The sequence below is a fragment of the Kitasatospora sp. NPDC002543 genome, from assembly GCF_053594915.1.
In genome coordinates, this window is the sequence record NZ_JBSFWR010000149.1 from 1 (window position 1) to 15,654 (window position 15,654).

Here is a 15,654-nt window from a genome sequence, read left to right on the forward strand (position 1 = left end):
TCGCCAATGCTCCGCAGTGGCTCCCTCCTCCGCCTTGCGATGCACGCACCCCAACGCCGCACGCTGATCCGACGCCAATTGTCAGACACGCCCTAGGGTGATCCACCGAGCAGCGGACGACTACGACCGGGCCTGTGAAGTCGAGGGCCCGGCCGAGGTGAGCGGGCTCGCGGCCGAGAACCTGGGGAACGGTCACGGCCGCTCACGAGCGGTACGCGGCGTCGTGATACCCGCGCAGCCTGGGGCCGCGGATCGCGGGTAGCCCGACCAGGGTGTCCCTGAAGGCCTCGCCGTGGGGTTCGAGGGGGTACCAGGGGCGTGGCGGCAGGGGGTAGTCGTCGCGCAGGACACCCGCCGGGAGCACCCCGGTGGCGGGTGTCGGCGAGGTCTCCTCCGCGGGGCCGGCGAGGTATGCCCAGACTCCGCTGTCCAGCGGTACCACCGTCGCCTTGTGGTCGGGTGGGCGCCACGGGTCGCCGGTGCCGGGGTGGCGGGGGACGAGGAGGACGTCGGGATGGGGCCGGGACCCGGGGACGCCGGGGCCGGCCAACGCCACCACGCGGGGGTCGGGACCGGGCGGGAGGTAGCGGGACACGGCGTGGCCGAGCAGTTCGGCGACGGGGCCGGCGGGGAGGGTGACCGGGCGGTTCTCGGTGGCCGCCACGAGGTGGGCCAGCGCGACGCCGACGGCGGCCTCCCACCGGCGGCTCCACGACCCGTCGGGTTCGACGGGCGGGGCGCGGTGGTCGGTACGCTCCAGGTCCGCCCAGTCGGGTAGCGGGCCGGCCGGGACCCCCGAGGGGCGGCGGACGACCGCGTCGGGCTCCAGCCACACCGTCTGCCACGAGCCGCAGTCGTCGATCCGGGTCGCCACGGCCCGTCCGCACCCGGTACAGGCCAGATTGGGCCCGGCCCGGCCGTCCACGCCCCGGCAGTAGCCCTCGCACTTTTCCAGGATCAGGGTCATCGACCGGGAGTCACCGGGCGCGATGACGATCCTGTCCCGCGCGCCGAAGGAGACGGCGTACACCGGCGCGTACACGCCCTGCCGGGCAGCGGCTTCCTCCCCGACCTTCTCCCACGACCGCCAGGGCGGTCCGGTGGGCCGTGGCTCGACCGCGTACGTCGACGGCTCCATCAGCGGAGGGTGAAGCTCTTCCCAGGCGCCGTAGTGGGTGTGGACGGGGAGTGCGACCCGGGACACCGGCGCCGTCAGCTCGGCCGAACAACCGGCGCACACGAACACGTCCAAACAGGCTCCCCCCGCTGCGGCTTCCCCGGGATTGTGCCGCGCTCACGGCGGAGGATCCATCGGATTTCGGGGCGGCCCCAGGACCGGGCCGCCCGTGCTGCGGGTTCCCCCGGGGCCGGGCCGAGCGGGCTCGCCTCAGGCCAGCTGGTCGATGACGGCGAGGGCGGTGCGCCGGAGTGCCTCGTCCTCCTTGACGATCATGAAGAAACCCCCGCTGCGGCGGGACCGGGCGCATTCCGCACGGACCAGCGGAAGGGCGGGCGCGGCGGCGGGGCCCATCCGCCGCAGGCACTCCAGTACCTGCTTGGCGGTCGAGTCCTCCCGCTCCCAGGCTTCCAGCAGCACCGGTAGGACGACCTCCGCCTCGGCCGGGCCGCCGATGTCGTGGATCGCGGCGGCGGCGTGCACCCGGGTCCACTCGTCCTCGGCGCGGAGCAGCTGCCGCAGGCAGGGCAGGGCCGCGGTCGCCGGCGCCCCGATCCGGCCGAGGATGTCGGCCGCGTCCCGCTGCGCGTCGGTGTCGAGCAGGTCGGTCAGCCGCGGTACGACATCCGTGGGATCGCGTTCGAGGGCCCACAGGGCTTCTGTCGCGGCGAGACGCAGGTCCATGTCCTCGGCCTCGACGAGCGGCCGGACCGTCTCCAGGGCGGGCGCGGCTGCGGTGCCGAAGCGGGTCAGCGCGTGGAGGGCCGCGGCGGCGCCGCGCCACTGCTCCTGCCGGACGGAGGCGGTGACGGCTGCGGTGAGTGCGGGCACGGCGGCGGGGTCGCCGAGCCGGCGAAGGGCAGCGACCAACGCGCAGGCGTCCGACCAGGACCAGTCCCGCGCGAAGTCCGCGTCGGCCAGGCGCCGGGACAACCGGGGAAGCAGTTCCCCGGCGGCCTGGGGGAGGTGGCCGGCGACCTGCACCGCGCGCCAGGCATCGGCGTCGGTGTCCAGCGCCGTCAACAGCCCGGGCAGGGCGCGCTCGTCGCCGAGGCGGGCCAGTGCCGTGACCGCCTCCTGATGGGCTCGGCGCAACAGGGGGTGCGGCGAGGCCCACACGGTCGGTCCGTGGGCGGCCCGGTGGGCCTCGACGAGGACGGCGAGGGCCTCGCGGGCGGGTTCAGCGAGGGTGACGGGGAGTCGCCTGAGGGTGTCGGCCGCTTCGGCGGCAGTGTACGGGTCCTGGGGCAGCAGGCAGTCGGCGAGCAGCCGGACGAGGTCGGAGTGGTCGCCGCGCCAGGAGTCGATCAGGGCCCTGGCCATCCTGATGGCGTCGTACCGGGTGGCCCGGTCCAGGCTGCGGAGTTGCGCGGTGAGCAGGGCCGTGCGCTCGGGCAACCGGGTGTCCAGTACCCGGTGAAGGGTGGTCAGCAGCTCGGTGGTCGGGGCGTGTACACGGTCCTGCCGGTCGAGGTCGGCGAAGGCCGCGGCGAGCTGCGGCGGGACATCCCGGTTCGGTGCTGTCGCCGGTGCGGTGGCGAAGTCGTCGTCCGTGCAGGTGCACTGCCCGCAGTCGTCCTGCCCGGCGTCGATCTCGTCCTGGGGCGCGGGCTCGTGTGTGAGCTGCTGGAGCAGGTCGGTCGCGGTCGGGACGAGACCGGCGTCGATCGTCTCGGGTGCGCAGGCGGCCCGGTGGACGAGGGCGGCGAGCCGGATGTCGGCGTCCAGCCCGGAGTCGGCCGCCAGGGTGGCGAGCCAGGTCGTCACCGGGCCCAGCGCGGTGGGCAGCCGCTGGGCCAGCGTCGCGGCCGCGTCGATGACCAGGAGCCGCTCCAAAGTGCCGCTCTCGGCCGCCAGCCGCTCGCGCAGCCGGGCGAACGCCTGGCCGGCGTCGTCGAGGAACAGCCCCAGGGCCGGGACGGCGGCCCGCCGCACTTGCGGGTCTGGGTCAGCCGCGTGCCGGACGAAGTCCTCGACGCGCTCACGCATCTGAGGCACGACATCCGCGTGGGGCGTCGACGCGTGGCCGGACGGACTGTAGTAGACGCCGTCGGGGTCGCGGTCGAGCGCCGCCCTGCCGATGCTGAGCAGGAGCCGGATGACGGCCGCGCGGTCGGGCGTCCGGGGATCGCCGGCGAGCGCGAACAGGAACGGCAGGCTCGCTGCCGTGCACGAGTAGACGTCGCCCTGGTGGTGGGCCGAGCTGTAGAACCTGCTGAACGCCCCCTCCCGGACGTCGGGGTCGGGCGAGGCCATCTGCTCCAGCCACAGCGGGACTTCGTCGGCCGGACCGTAGGCGTGACCCATGGACGACCAGTCGACGAGGTCGACGCCGTCAAGAATGTTGATCATGAGTCGCACAGTGACACGAGGTGCTGACACCGCCATCACGGGCGAATCCCGACGCGAAGTGGAACGAGCTGTTCGAGCAGTGTCCGAGTGGCAGGTGACCCAGCCCGCCACTTCAGGCGGCCGGGTCCTCGTCGGCGCGGTGTAGGTGAACATAGTGCGCGGCTGACCCCCGCGGGTGCGGGGAGGACGTGTGGATCGTCGCGCACGCGGTGCGCGGGGTCGGCTGACCCTCGCGGGTGCGGGGAGGACAGGCGCACGGAACCCATCCACCCGCCCGGAACCGGCTGACCCCCGCGGGTGCGGGGAGGACACCCGCGCGGCCGGTACGTCACCGTGGCCTACCGGCTGACCCCCGCGGGTGCGGGGAGGACGCGACTGCGAGCGGGACGCCCTGCTGCATCAGCGGCTGACCCCCGCGGGTGCGGGGAGGACAACCCCGGCGAACCGTCCCTCGCCGAGAACCTCGGCTGACCCCCGCGGGTGCGGGGAGGACGGCGCGGATGGTGTTTTTGTCGGAGGCGGTGAAGGCTGACCCCCGCGGGTGCGGGGAGGACCACGGCACTGCCCAGCGCTACCTCATCCAGTCCGGCTGACCCCCGCAGGTGCGGGGAGGACGGCCTGATCGAGGAGCCCGCGTTCCTGCTGGTCGGCTGACCCCCGCAGGTGCGGGGAGGACCGGCATACGGCTCTAACATGCACGCCGACCGCCGGCTGACCCCCGCAGGTGCGGGGAGGACGGCCCCTGCCGGTACACCGTCCGCACCGTCGTCGGCTGACCCCCGCAGGTGCGGGGAGGACGGCCGGCCCGTCCAGCTCGGGCTCGGCGAGCGCGGCTGACCCCCGCAGGTGCGGGGAGGACCCGGGCGAGGGTCGTCGTCACGGGGGGGGGGGGTGCTCCGGCTGACCCCCGCAGGTGCGGGGAGGACGGCAAGGCCGGCGGCCGCGCCTTCCTTGAGCGCGGCTGACCCCCGCAGGTGCGGGGAGGACGCAAACCTGCGGCCGCGCCTCGTCACCGAGGCCGGCTGACCCCCGCAGGTGCGGGGAGGACCGCGACCTTCGTCTGGCCGGTCGAGTCCACGTCGGCTGACCCCCGCAGGTGCGGGGAGGACCCGATCACCGCGCCGACCCTGCACGTCCAGGGCGGGCTGACCCCCGCAGGTGCGGGGAGGACACCGACATCCTCGGTGACGGCCCCGCACAGGCCGGCTGACCCCCGCAGGTGCGGGGAGGACCCTTTGTGACCTGGGGCGATTGAGGGGCTTTGCAATTTCTTTGCAAGGCCCGCTGTGGCGATGCTCGACCCTATCAGCGCCGTTGGAGAGCTGGTGCGGCGTCAAGGAACCGGCACGCCTGGCGGTTCCTGTCCGGCTGATCCGGCGTTCGGGGACTCCCGGGCGAGGCTGAAGGCCGAGCGTCCGGACGGGCTGGGGCCGCACTGCGGGTTCTCCCGCTCCATGCCCCGGTGGGACCCTGCGCGGGGCTCGTCAGGTGATGTGCCGCAGCAGTGCGGCGACCGCCGGCGGGGCTTCGCCCGGGGGGCGTACCACCATGACCTTCCACGTCGGGGCGTGGTGGTCGAAGCGGTACTGGGGGAGGTCGGGGAAGCGGTCGGCGATGGACCTGGGCATGATGCAGACGCCGAGGTCGTTGCGGACCAGTTCGGCGGCGGCGACGATGTCGTTCACTTCGAAGGTCGTGGTGCGGTCGACGCCCGCGGCGCGGAAGGCGCGGTCGACGGCGTCGCGGATGGCCCAGCCGGGGGTGAAGTCCACCAGGGGGAGTCGGGCGGTGTCGGCGAGGCTGACCTCGCCGTCCGGGGTGGTTCCGGGGAGCACCCGTCGGGGTGCGGCGAGCAGGACCATGGTCTCGCGTGACAGCAGCCTGGTGGTGAGGCCGCGTTGTTGTCCTCGGTCGAGTGCGACGACGGCCAGGTCGACGGTGCCGTCGCGCAGGGCTTGGCGGATGTCGGCGACGGCGGCCTGGCGCAGGTGTACGACGACGCCGGGGTGTTCGGCGCGCAGGGCGGCGAGGGCGTGGTGGAGGCCGGCCCAGACGCCCTGCATGGTGCCGACGGTGACCCGTCCGCGGAGTCGGCCGCGGGTGGCGTCGACGGCTTCGCGGGCGAGTTCGGCGGCTCGGAGGGTCGCGCGGGCGGCGGGGACGAAGGCTTCGCCGGCGGGGGTGAGTGCGACGCGGTGGGTGGTGCGGTCGAACAGGGGGGTGCCGAGTTCGCGTTCGAGGGCGCGGACGGTGGCGGACACGGAGGACTGGACGACGTGCAGCCGTCGTGCCGCCGCCGTGAAGCCGCCGCTCTCGGCCACCGCGACCACGACCTCCATCTGCCGTAGGTCCATCGTCAACTCCTGGTCGGGCCGTGCCCCGTACGTCCGCTGGTGAGGCACGGGACGGGGGCGGGGTTGGTTCTTGACCGCATCGTAGGGGGCCGGGCGGTGGGTCGATCGGGCCTCGGCGGCCGAGGCCGGGTGCCCCGCTGCGCAGGAAGTCGGACCGGCCGACTTCTCACGCAGCGGGGCGGCGCTGTCCGGGTGGGGGCGTGAGTGTTCCGAGTCCGGGGCCGGGCGTTCAGGGCCTCGAGACGGAGCGGCGGAGTTCGACGAAGCCGAGGGCGTCGGGCCGGCTCCGTGAGGGGCCGGACGATGTGCCCGAGGACGGTGGTCGACCGGGCCTGGTTCCGCGTCCCGAGACGGGGGAGAACCGCGCGGCCCCGGAGAAGATCCGGATCGTGACCGGCAGGGCGCGGCCAAGGTGGTCGCCGTGCCCGTTCGCCTGGCGGAGCTGCTGGATGGCGCTGTGGATCGTCTCGGGCGAGAGCGTCAGGTTCTGCCGGTTGTTGCCGCGGGGGAGGGCCGTGCAGGTCCCCGTGGTCGGCATGATGCGGGCGTTCGTGATGCCGAGCCCGCCGTTGAGCTCCTGTGACCGGCCGTCGGCGAACACGTAGTGCCGGCTGGTGGTGGGGGGAGGAGAAGCCGGCCACGTAGGGGTTGTCCGACCGGATGCGGATCGACGTGAGCCGGGTGCCGCCGTCCATCACCCGGATCTCGAGGGGACGCCGTTCGGTGGTGTGTGCCGTGCCGCTCAGCGTGGTGACCATGCCGACGGTTGCGCAGAGCGAGAGCAGACCGGACCGGACCACGGGTTTCTTCAGCATGCTTCCAGTTCCTGAACGGCCGCCAGCTCTCGACTGGTGGTTGCGTTCAGGACATTAGGACGCGTGTGGGGGCCTCGGTGCCCACTCGGTGCACGGGGCCTGGCCGCCCCGTGCACCGAGTGCGGCACCGCGGAGGTCACTCGCCGACGGGACCGGGAACGGGACCGGGAACGGTTTCGACCGGCGTCGCCCGGCGGCGCTCGGTGGTCCAGTAGAGGAGCGCGAGCAGGGGCAGGGCCGTACCGAGGACGGAGACGGCCGTCCAGCCGCCGGCGTGGAAGAGGGTCGAGCCGAGCTGGGAGCCGGCGGCCCCGCCGACGAAGAACATGGCGATGAAGGCGCTGTTGAGGCGGGCCCGGGCGGCCGGGTCGAGCTGGTAGACGGTGTGCTGGCCGAGGATCAGGGTGGCCTGGACGGCCATGTCGAGGAGGACGGCCGCCAGGGCCAGCAGGGCGACGCTGCGCCCGCCGAACCCGGCGAGGGCGAACGCCGCGGCGGCGACCGCGAAGGCGAGGCCGGTCATGCGGTGCGTCAGCCCGTGGTCGGCCCAGTGCCCGGCGAACGGGGCGACGGCCGCCCCGGCGGCGCCCACGAGGGCGAACAGGCCGACCCCGACCGCGGAGTAGTGGAAGCCGGGGCCGGTCAGGACGAAGGAGACGGTGGTCCAGAACGCGCTGAAGGCGCCGAACATCGCCGCCTGGTACAGGCCGCGGCGCAGCAGGGCCGGGTGGGTGCGCACCAGCCGGACGGTGGAACGCAGCACGTGGTGGTACGGGACGGTGGTGGTCGGGGCGTGCGAGGGCAGGGCGGCGCGCAGCGCGATGCCGAGCAGCGCCATCAACGCGGCGGAACCGAGGAAGACGGCGCGCCAGCCGGCCAGGTCGGAGACCAGGCTGCTCACCGTTCGGGAGAGCAGGATGCCGGTGAGCAGACCGCTCATCACCCGGCCCACGACCCGGCCGCGGGTGTGGTCGGGAGCGAGGCCGGCGGCGAACGGCACCAGGATCTGGGCGACGACCGAGGTGGCGCCGCTGACCAGCGAGGCGATCAGCAGCATCGGGAAGCTGGTGGCGAACCCGGCGGCGAGGAGGGCGAGCGTGGTGACCGTCAGCAGAACGGTGATCAGGTTGCGCTTCTCCAGGCGGTCGCCGAGCGGGACGAGGAAGAGCATGCCGATGACGTAGCCGACCTGGGTGAGGGTGATCAGGGCCCCGGTGGTGGCGGTGCCGGTGTGGAAGACCTCGCCGAGGGAGGAGAGCAGCGGCTGGGCGTAGTACAGGTTGGCGACCGTCATGCCGGAGGCGACGGCGAACAGGGCTATCAGCCAGCCCGGCACGCCGTGGGGGGCCGTCGGGGTGGTGGATGGGGCTGCGGCTGCGGCTGCTGGCGTTGGGGTCGCGGCTCCGGGTGCCGGGGGCGCGGTGGATCGGCGCGAGGCGGTCGGGACGTCGGGCGAGGCGGACATGTTCACCTTCTGGAAGCAATGACCAGCCGGGGCAGGCCGGCGCGGGCGGGGCGGTGACGGCAGCTTCCTCGCTGCCGTCACACGGGTACGAGCGCCGGCACGCTCCCGTTGCTTCCTGCTCCGGGGCGATGCCTCGGGATGTCAGTTATCGCGAACGGAGATGATCGCGGGAGCCCGGGCAGGAGCCGGTGTCCGAGCCCGAGCCGAAGTCCGAGCCGAAGTCCGAGCCGGTGTCCGAGCCGAAGTCCGAGCCGGTGTCCGAGCCGGTGTCCGAGCCCGACTCCGCCGCGCCGCTCACCGTGCGACCCGCACAGGCGGCCGCCGCACGGGTCAGCAGCGCTGCCCGCCGAGCATGATCCGCGCGAGCAGCTCCTGGCGGCTGCCCACCCCGGTCTTGGTGAACACCGACTTCAGGTGGTCCTGCACCGTGTACGGCGTCATCGCGAGCACCCGCGACACGTCCCTGGTGTCATGGCCGCGCACCAGCAGCAACGCCACCTCCTGCTCGCGCGCCGTCAGCCCGAACGCGGCCAGGTAGAGCGGCATCACCTCGGCCGGCGTGGCCGGCGCGGCCACCACCGTCACCGCGTTCGCCGCCCCGCCCCCGCGCAGGGCGGAACCGTGCAGCAGGTACCAGCGGTCGTCCCGGGACCGCACCCGTACCGGGTTCTGCGGTACGGGCAGCCCGTGCGCCGCCCGGCGGGCCTGCTCGGCGGCCATCGCCACGCTGGTCGGGACGGCGAGCGAGGACGAGGTCGGGTCGGCCAGCCGGGCCAGCAACTCCTCGGCCGGTCCGGACAGGGCCTGCAGCCGGTTGCGCCGGTCCAGCACCAGCACCGCCGGATTCGCGTCCGCCTCCTCCTCCCGCGCCCCGGCCGGTACGTGACACGACCTCAGCGCATGGCCCAGGTGCCGGGCGGCGGCGTCGGCGATCACACGGTGGCGCTCCAGGTACGGGCCGCGGTCCGGCGCCCGCAGGAACGCCGCGCACCCCCACATGCCGCCGGCCGCGTCGAACACCGCCCGCAGCTCGTCCCCGAACCCGGCCGGCGCGACCTGCTCCCGGAACCGCACACTGTCGTACAGACTGCCACGGGTGGCGCGGGTCAGCGTCTCGGCGTGCACCCCGCTGTGCCGGATCTTGGAGAACGTCGCCACGTCGTCCGCCCACACCTCGAGGCGCACGGCGTGCTCGAACCCGTCCAGAGTGAGATCCTCGCTCTGCACCGAATTCACCAGCCCGGTGACCGGGTCCGCGGTGTGCCAGCACACCGCGTCGAACTCCAGTACCTCACGCAGCAGTTCATCCGCCCGCCGGAACACCTCGGGAGCCGCCAACCCGGCCCCGGCCAGCTCCCGCATCCCCTCGATCGCGGCCCGCGCCGCCACCCCACGTCGCCCCATGCGGGGAAGCTAGCACGGCAGTTCGCGTCCCACCCATGCATCGAACGGTGGAGAGACGGCGTCCCGGCTCCTCCCAGGGGATGAGGACCGCGTACGGCCGTACGACCACAGGCCGGTGCCACGTTGCTCGACACACGGAGCCGGACAGGAGATCCGTCCGAGCGGCATCGACCGGGAACGAGTGACCGTGACGGGCACGACGCCGTCGGAGGACGGGCCACGGCGGCGTGAGGACCGGTTTGCCAGGTGGGACCGCGAGTCGGGCACCTTCTGGGACCACCGTGAGGAGCCCGACCGGACTGACCTCGCCCGAGGAGCACTTGGCCGCCGCCGAGCGCTGCGGTCGGACGGCAAGATCATCATGAGGCGACTTCCCGGACCATCTTGGCCGGACCACTACTATCCGTACGCCCGACGACGCGCCATCATCACGTGTGCGCCGGACACCACGCCACGAAAGAAGACCGAGATGCTGCGCCCGACACTCAACAAGCCCCGCCTCAAGGCCGGAATCGTCGCCATCGCGACCGCGGCCGCAGGGGTGCTCGGCGCCGTCACCGCGCCCAGCGCCCAGGCGGCGGGCAACTGCACCCACTACGGGCAGGCCGGGTACGGGCAGGTCTTCACCAACTACAACTACACGGGTGACTGCTGGGAGTTCCAGATCGGGACCTGGACGGTCTTCCCCGTCCTGGTCAACCACAAGGTCTCCTCGCTCAGGAGCTGGGCCGCCTACCCCGGACAGGTCGTGCACCTCTCGGGCGACGGCATGACCTTCGACGCGGGCGCGGGCGAATGGTGGCCGAACCTGCCCGACTGGTTCAACGACCATGCCAACGCGGCCTACTGACGGTTCGAAGGAGCCACCTCTGCGATCCGTGCCGGTGCCGTGGATCGACTGCCGCGAGCGGCCCCGGCCCGTAGCACGCTCCCGCTGCGGCCGGGCAGCACACCGCCACCGTGACGGCGGCGGCTGACCCTCGCGGGTGCGGGGAGGACCGGGCGAACCGCTGCCCCAACGCCCGCCAGACCGGCTGACCCCTGCGGGTGCGGGGAGGACCACGGGCGAGCCGGGCGCCATCCGTCGACGCGCGGCTGACCCCCGCGGGTGCGGGGAGGACCCTTTGCGAGCTGGGGGGATGCGGGGGCTTTGCCGCTTCTTTGCGGAGCTTGTCTGAGGGGTATTGAGGTGTCAGAGGGCCTGTGCATCATCTCATGTGGCGATGGCCGAGGATTCCGAGAGAACGTCAGTCCGCGAGCCCGGTCTCAGCTCGCAGGAGCCGCGAGGTCGGCCACCACCAGTTCGGCGGCCCGGGTCGGGTCTCCGTCGGCGCGGGTGAGGAGTGAGGCCACGTCGTAGCCGGCGTCGGCCGTCTCCCGGTGGGTCACCTTCATGTTGTGCACCGACTCGTAGCGCGGGGAGCTGAGTGCCGCGCCGAGGTCGGGGCGCAGGCGGTCCAACTCGATGACGACTGCCCAGGCGTCGTTCTCGATGCGGGCCCGACGTGCCGGGTCGCAGGCGGCGATGGCCTGGGCGGTTTCGGGTGAGTCGGGCTCGCGAGTGTTCAGGGCGGGGAGGAGTTCGGGGGCGCCCAGGATCTCGGCTGCCTGGATGGCGAAGGTGTGGTCGTCGGCGTTGCATTGCAGCAGTTGCGCGATCAGTGGGACGGCCCGTGGGTCGTGCCGTCTGGCCAGGCCCCGTGCGCCTTCTTCTCGGACCTCGCCGTTCTCGTCGGTGGTGCACGTCCACAGGGCGTCCCTGATGGCGGTGGTGTCCTGCTCCAGTTGGAATCCCAGGGTGAACGCGGCCCAGTCGCGGACCTCGGGGTCCTGGTCCCGGGTGAGCCGGATCAGTGCCCGGATGTCGGGGCCGTCGGGCAGACCGCTGTGGACGAAGGCGAGTTCCGAGGCGACGTGCCGCCGCAGTTCGGCGTCCTCGTGTTCGGAGAGCTTCACCAGTACGGGAACGGCGCGCGGGTCCTGTGCCCGGCCGAGGCCGCAGATGAGGGAGGACAGGACGCTGGGCTCCGTCTCCGCTGCGGCGAGCGCGATCAGGGCGGTGGCCGCTTCGCCGCGCAGGGACTCGTGTTCCTCGGCCGCGAGGCCCACCAGATCGCAGCCCACTTGGCGTTCCAGGGCATCGGCCGAGCCCAGCAGGCCCGACCCGCGGCGCAGGGTGGTCTCGGCGCGTTCCGCCTCCGCTGCCTCCCGGGCGAGTGTCCAGTAGGCGTGCCAGTCGTCGTCCGCTTCCGAAGCCTTCGCCGTCCGCGCCGCCGCCATCACGTGCCCCACCGGCCCCGTCACGTTGTCCATGCGCGCATTCTTGCCCGAGGGGCCCGGTGGGGGACAGGGAATTTCCGGTTCCGGGCCGGCTCCGGTGGCCGGCCGCGGCGGGTGATGGGCTGTGCCGTGGGCCGCCCGGTGGCGGCGATCGCTCCGATGACGCTCCGGGGCAGGTGGGCTTCCGGGCGATCGTGTGGGGAGACCGGATGCCGGGGGCTGTTGCGGTACCGAGGTGGTGGGCGCGGCCGAACGCGGAGGGCGGGTTCGCGTGGGAAGTCGGCCGGGCCGACTTCTCACGCACCCCGGCAGCGCGCCCCCGTTCGCCCGGCCGGGCCCGGAGAATGCAGGTGAGCGGGGTCGGCGGCCGCCGGTAGGGTGCCGGGGGTGACGAACTGGCGCGAGATCTACGACACCGACTGTGCACTTCCCGAAGGGCGCCGGCTGGACGACCTGACCGCAGAGCTGGCGGACGCTCTGGGGGATCCGGACCCGGAGGTCCGGGACAGCTACCCGTACGCGGTACTGGACACCTGGATCCGCCGCGGGGTGATCGACGGGGACGGGCTGCTCGCGCTCGGCGATCTGATGGCCCAGCGATTCACCGATCCTCGGATCCAGGCCAGGACGGTCGCCCCGCTCGTGCTGAGGATGATCGTGAGCCGGGGATGTCTCAGGCCCGAGTGGCTCGACGCGTTCGCCGCCTGGTACCGCTCGGAGACCGACCTGCGGGGCCGCGACGACGAACTCGGCTGGCTGCACGCCGTCGCGCACGGCGCGGACCTGCTGGGGGCCTGCGGACTGCGGCCCGAGGTCGACCCTGAGCCGCTGCTCGCACTCGCCGCCGAACGGCTGCTCGCCACGACGGACCACCTGTTCGCGGAACGGGAGGACGACCGGCTCGCCAAGGCCGTCGCCCTCGTCCTCACCCGTCCCGACCTGACGCCGGAGCGGTCGACGGCCTGGTTGAGGGAGGTCGGCGCCGCCCTCGCCCCGTACGAGCGCGGGCCGATGCCGGTCTGGGCCTCCAACACGGTCCGCACCCTGCGCGCCCTGTACCTCCTGGCGGACCTCGGAGTGTCCGCGGAGCGCGGCGGGAACCCCGTCCCGCTCGCCTGCGGTGACGCGGTCAAGGCCCGGGTGGCCGCGGTCCTGCGCCCGCTGCTCCCGTAGTCGGGGGTGCGGGACCGGGTGGCAGGCGCACGAGAAGTCGGCCTGCCCGACTTCTCGCGTCGGCGCGTGGCACGACCCCCTGCCACGGCCGGACTCGACCCGGCCGCCGACAGCACGCGGCCGGCGCTCGCAGCGATCTGCCGCCGGCCCCGGCCGCACAGGGGGACGGGGCCGGGAGAGGCCCAGGACGAGACGCCGGGACGGAGCCTCGTCGTCCGGGGCCGAGTTGAGCCGGTGGGGTGGCACTCGTGCGTGCGGAGCCGACCGCCCCCGCCCGATCCGCGTCGGATGCCGGCGGCCGCGTGTGCCCGAGGGCGGTCACTGTTCCCATGGGGGTTCGCGACCACGAGGACGGGGGAGTCGCGCCGACACGAAACCGCGGCCGGCGGGGAATCGTGTTTCCGCCTCACACCCGTCAAGGACTGTGCCCCCCGCCTTCGGGCACGTCATGGCCGCCCTGCGCGCGCCCAGGTCGGTCGGACGACCATCACGGTCGGTAGGTAGGTTTCTCCGGGGCCCCGCTCAACGTCTCGTCGAGGCAGCCACGGTGTACTCCCGCGTTCGGCGACGGCGGCTTGCGGCTGGGGCTGCGCCGGGCAATTCGGTGACTGATCGAACCGCGCCACCCATGGAGGAGAATCGTCATGGTCCACCCTGCCGTCACCCGCCTCTCAGCCCTGCTGGGGGAGCCGAGCACCCCCGGCGACACCGTCGACTGGGAGGATCTGGCCCGGACCACGGGCCTGCGCCTGCCCGCCGACTACCGCGACTTCGTCACGCTCTACGGCGGCGGTGAGCTGGACGAGTACCTCGGCGTCAGCACGCCGCCGGTGAACGGCTCCCCGTACGGCGATCTCATCGATGGGCTGGACTTCGACCCCAGGGACGAACCGGCGGCTCACACCGGCACCGAGCCCGAGGACCTGAAGGAGAGGAGGCTTCTCCCCTTCGCGGGCAGTGCCAACGGCGACGTGGCCTTCTGGCTCTGCGACACCCGGGACCCGGACCGCTGGGATGTCGTCGTCTTCAAGCGCCAGCACCACTTCCGGGAGGACCCCTGGGTCCGCTTCGCCGTGGGTTTCGGCGACTTCCTGACCGGCACCCTCGACGGCACGCTGCCGAACCCCTTCAGCGACAGAGGCTTTGACAGGCCCCCACACGCCTATCGCAGCTGGCGGCAACCGCTGTGACCTGGCACGGCGTTCACGTGCGGCTGCCGAGCTCGTCGATGCAGACCTCGCTCTCTCCGCAGTGGCGGTGATGCTCCTATAGACGTCAAGCCGCAGGAGCAAGATCGGTTCGCGTGATTTTGGTTGATGGTGTGCTGGTGAGCGCTCGGTAGACCTCACGGGCGACGAAGCGCCTGAGGCGCCGCGTGATGTCCTTCTTCGACAGCCCTTCCTTGGCGCGGCGGGCGACGAAGGCACGGGTGCGCTCGTCGTAGCGCACGCGGATCAGCACGATGGTGTGCAGGGCGTTGTTGGCGGCCCTGTCGCCGCCGCGGTTGAGGCGGTGGCGGTGGCGGTGGGTGCGGCCGGAGGAGGCGGGTATCGGTGCGACTTCGGCCAGGTGCGCGAACGCCGCCTCGGAGCGCTGCCCGTTCGGGATCGTCGCCGGCCGACGCAAGGAGCTGGCCGGCGCTCTCGGAGCCGACCCCGAACAGGGCCAAGAGCTGCGGGGCGGCCTGTTTGGCCAGCGGGCCGATCTCGGTGTCGAGCTCGGTGATCTCGTCGTTGAGCGCCTGGTGGCAGCGGGCCAGGCGCCGCAGGGCGGCCTTGGTCGCGGCCAGCGGCGCGGACAGGTCCGTTCCGGGCCGCAGCCGGGCGAGTGCGGATCAGTAGGGCCCGCTCCAGACCCGCGACCTGCTCGCGCAGCACCGCCGGTGGGGACACGAGCAGGCCGCGGATCTGGTTCATCGCCTGGGTGCGGGCCTTGACCGCGCTGCGGCGTGCACATCGCAGCACCCGGATGGCCTCGACCACGCCGTCGCGGCTTTTGGGGACACCGACTGCCCGGCCGGCGGCCACCGCCGTGGTGGCCGCGTAGGCGTCGATCGGGTCGGACTTTCCGCGCAGGCGGCGCACCTTGCGGTCCGGCCGGTCCACATCGAGGACCGTGACCCCTGCGGCGGTCAGCACCCGGGCGAGCTCGGCGCCGTAGGCACCGCTGCCCTCCACGCCGACCGCGCGCAGGGCGCCGTGCGAGCGCATCCACTCCAGGAGGTCCCGGTAGCCGGCGACAGTGGCCGGGAACTCCTGGTCGGCCAGGTGCCGGCCCAGCCGGTCGATCACCGCCGCGTGGTGGGCCAGCCCGTGGGTGTCGACTCCGCCGGTGATCTCCGGGCCGTCGTACGTCACGCTGGTCATGTCCGTCCTTGCCGCTTGTCCGAGCCGGGGGCGGCACGCGGCGGTCGGGCGGGTGGTTTCGTTCACGTGAAGTAGCAGCGATCGGTCAGCGGTTCGGGCAGCAGCCGGCGATCTCAAGTGCTGCGGATGTTCCCCCGAAGTGACGTCACCCGATGGCGCCGACGGCAGAGTGCCCGGCCGCCACAAGGTGTGGATCGGCCTCCCCCGGGAGGGTGAGGCGCTCCGTTCTCACGGCGGATGTGTCGCTCCGGCGCCCTCCTCGATCATC

At 73.2% G+C, this 15,654-nt stretch carries 10 protein-coding genes, 1 pseudogene and 1 CRISPR repeat array; of the genes and pseudogenes, 3 read left to right on the plus strand and 8 right to left on the minus strand.

What is annotated here, in order from left to right; all coding sequences use genetic code 11:
• Positions 1 to 202 precede the first annotated feature (202 nt).
• The 6 genes from ACWD4P_RS35595 to ACWD4P_RS35620 all read right to left on the minus strand — a co-directional run bounded on the left by ACWD4P_RS35595 (position 203) and on the right by ACWD4P_RS35620 (position 9,567).
• Positions 203 to 1,138 (minus strand): hypothetical protein, encoded by a 936-nt coding sequence (locus tag ACWD4P_RS35595; RefSeq protein ID WP_449782478.1) that lies wholly within the window; start codon positions 1,136 to 1,138, stop codon positions 203 to 205.
• Between the two features lie 249 nt (positions 1,139 to 1,387).
• Positions 1,388 to 3,529 carry a HEAT repeat domain-containing protein gene (locus ACWD4P_RS35600; protein WP_449782479.1) on the minus strand — a complete coding sequence of 714 codons (2,142 nt, stop codon included), beginning with the start codon at positions 3,527 to 3,529 and terminating at the stop codon, positions 1,388 to 1,390.
• Positions 3,530 to 3,688: 159 nt separating this feature from the next.
• A CRISPR array of direct repeats spans positions 3,689 to 4,761; the repeat unit is 29 nt; unit sequence CGGCTGACCCCCGCAGGTGCGGGGAGGAC.
• Between the two features lie 252 nt (positions 4,762 to 5,013).
• Complete coding sequence (locus ACWD4P_RS35605) at positions 5,014 to 5,883, minus strand: LysR family transcriptional regulator (protein ID WP_359827843.1); 870 nt, start codon at positions 5,881 to 5,883, stop codon at positions 5,014 to 5,016.
• Between the two features lie 229 nt (positions 5,884 to 6,112).
• A complete protein-coding gene (locus ACWD4P_RS35610; protein ID WP_449782480.1) occupies positions 6,113 to 6,484 on the minus strand; it encodes a hypothetical protein in 372 nt (123 codons plus the stop codon).
• A gap of 350 nt (positions 6,485 to 6,834) precedes the next feature.
• Positions 6,835 to 8,034, minus strand: a complete 1,200-nt coding sequence (locus ACWD4P_RS35615; protein WP_449782481.1) for an MFS transporter — start codon at positions 8,032 to 8,034, stop codon at positions 6,835 to 6,837.
• A gap of 459 nt (positions 8,035 to 8,493) precedes the next feature.
• The gene (locus ACWD4P_RS35620) at positions 8,494 to 9,567 is read right to left on the minus strand and encodes a helix-turn-helix transcriptional regulator (protein WP_359827838.1); all 1,074 of its coding nucleotides are present in this window, start codon (positions 9,565 to 9,567) and stop codon (positions 8,494 to 8,496) included.
• Positions 9,568 to 10,036: 469 nt separating this feature from the next.
• Here ACWD4P_RS35620 and ACWD4P_RS35625 point away from each other — a divergent pair, with 469 nt between their 5' ends.
• A complete protein-coding gene (locus tag ACWD4P_RS35625; protein ID WP_449782482.1) occupies positions 10,037 to 10,417 on the plus strand; it encodes a hypothetical protein in 381 nt (126 codons plus the stop codon).
• A gap of 416 nt (positions 10,418 to 10,833) precedes the next feature.
• Here the strand turns inward: ACWD4P_RS35625 and ACWD4P_RS35630 are convergent, their stop codons facing one another.
• Positions 10,834 to 11,880, minus strand: coding sequence for a HEAT repeat domain-containing protein (locus tag ACWD4P_RS35630; protein ID WP_449782483.1), 1,047 nt, complete (start codon positions 11,878 to 11,880; stop codon positions 10,834 to 10,836).
• A gap of 354 nt (positions 11,881 to 12,234) precedes the next feature.
• Between ACWD4P_RS35630 and ACWD4P_RS35635 the strand changes: the two genes are divergently transcribed.
• Positions 12,235 to 13,020, plus strand: coding sequence for a DUF2785 domain-containing protein (locus ACWD4P_RS35635; RefSeq protein WP_449782484.1), 786 nt, complete (start codon positions 12,235 to 12,237; stop codon positions 13,018 to 13,020).
• A gap of 644 nt (positions 13,021 to 13,664) precedes the next feature.
• Positions 13,665 to 14,210, plus strand: coding sequence for an SMI1/KNR4 family protein (locus ACWD4P_RS35640; protein ID WP_449782485.1), 546 nt, complete (start codon positions 13,665 to 13,667; stop codon positions 14,208 to 14,210).
• Between the two features lie 85 nt (positions 14,211 to 14,295).
• On the opposite strand, the pseudogene ACWD4P_RS35645 reads toward ACWD4P_RS35640, so the two are convergent.
• Positions 14,296 to 15,386, minus strand: a pseudogene (locus tag ACWD4P_RS35645) (IS110 family transposase).
• Between the last annotated feature and the right edge of the window lie 268 nt (positions 15,387 to 15,654).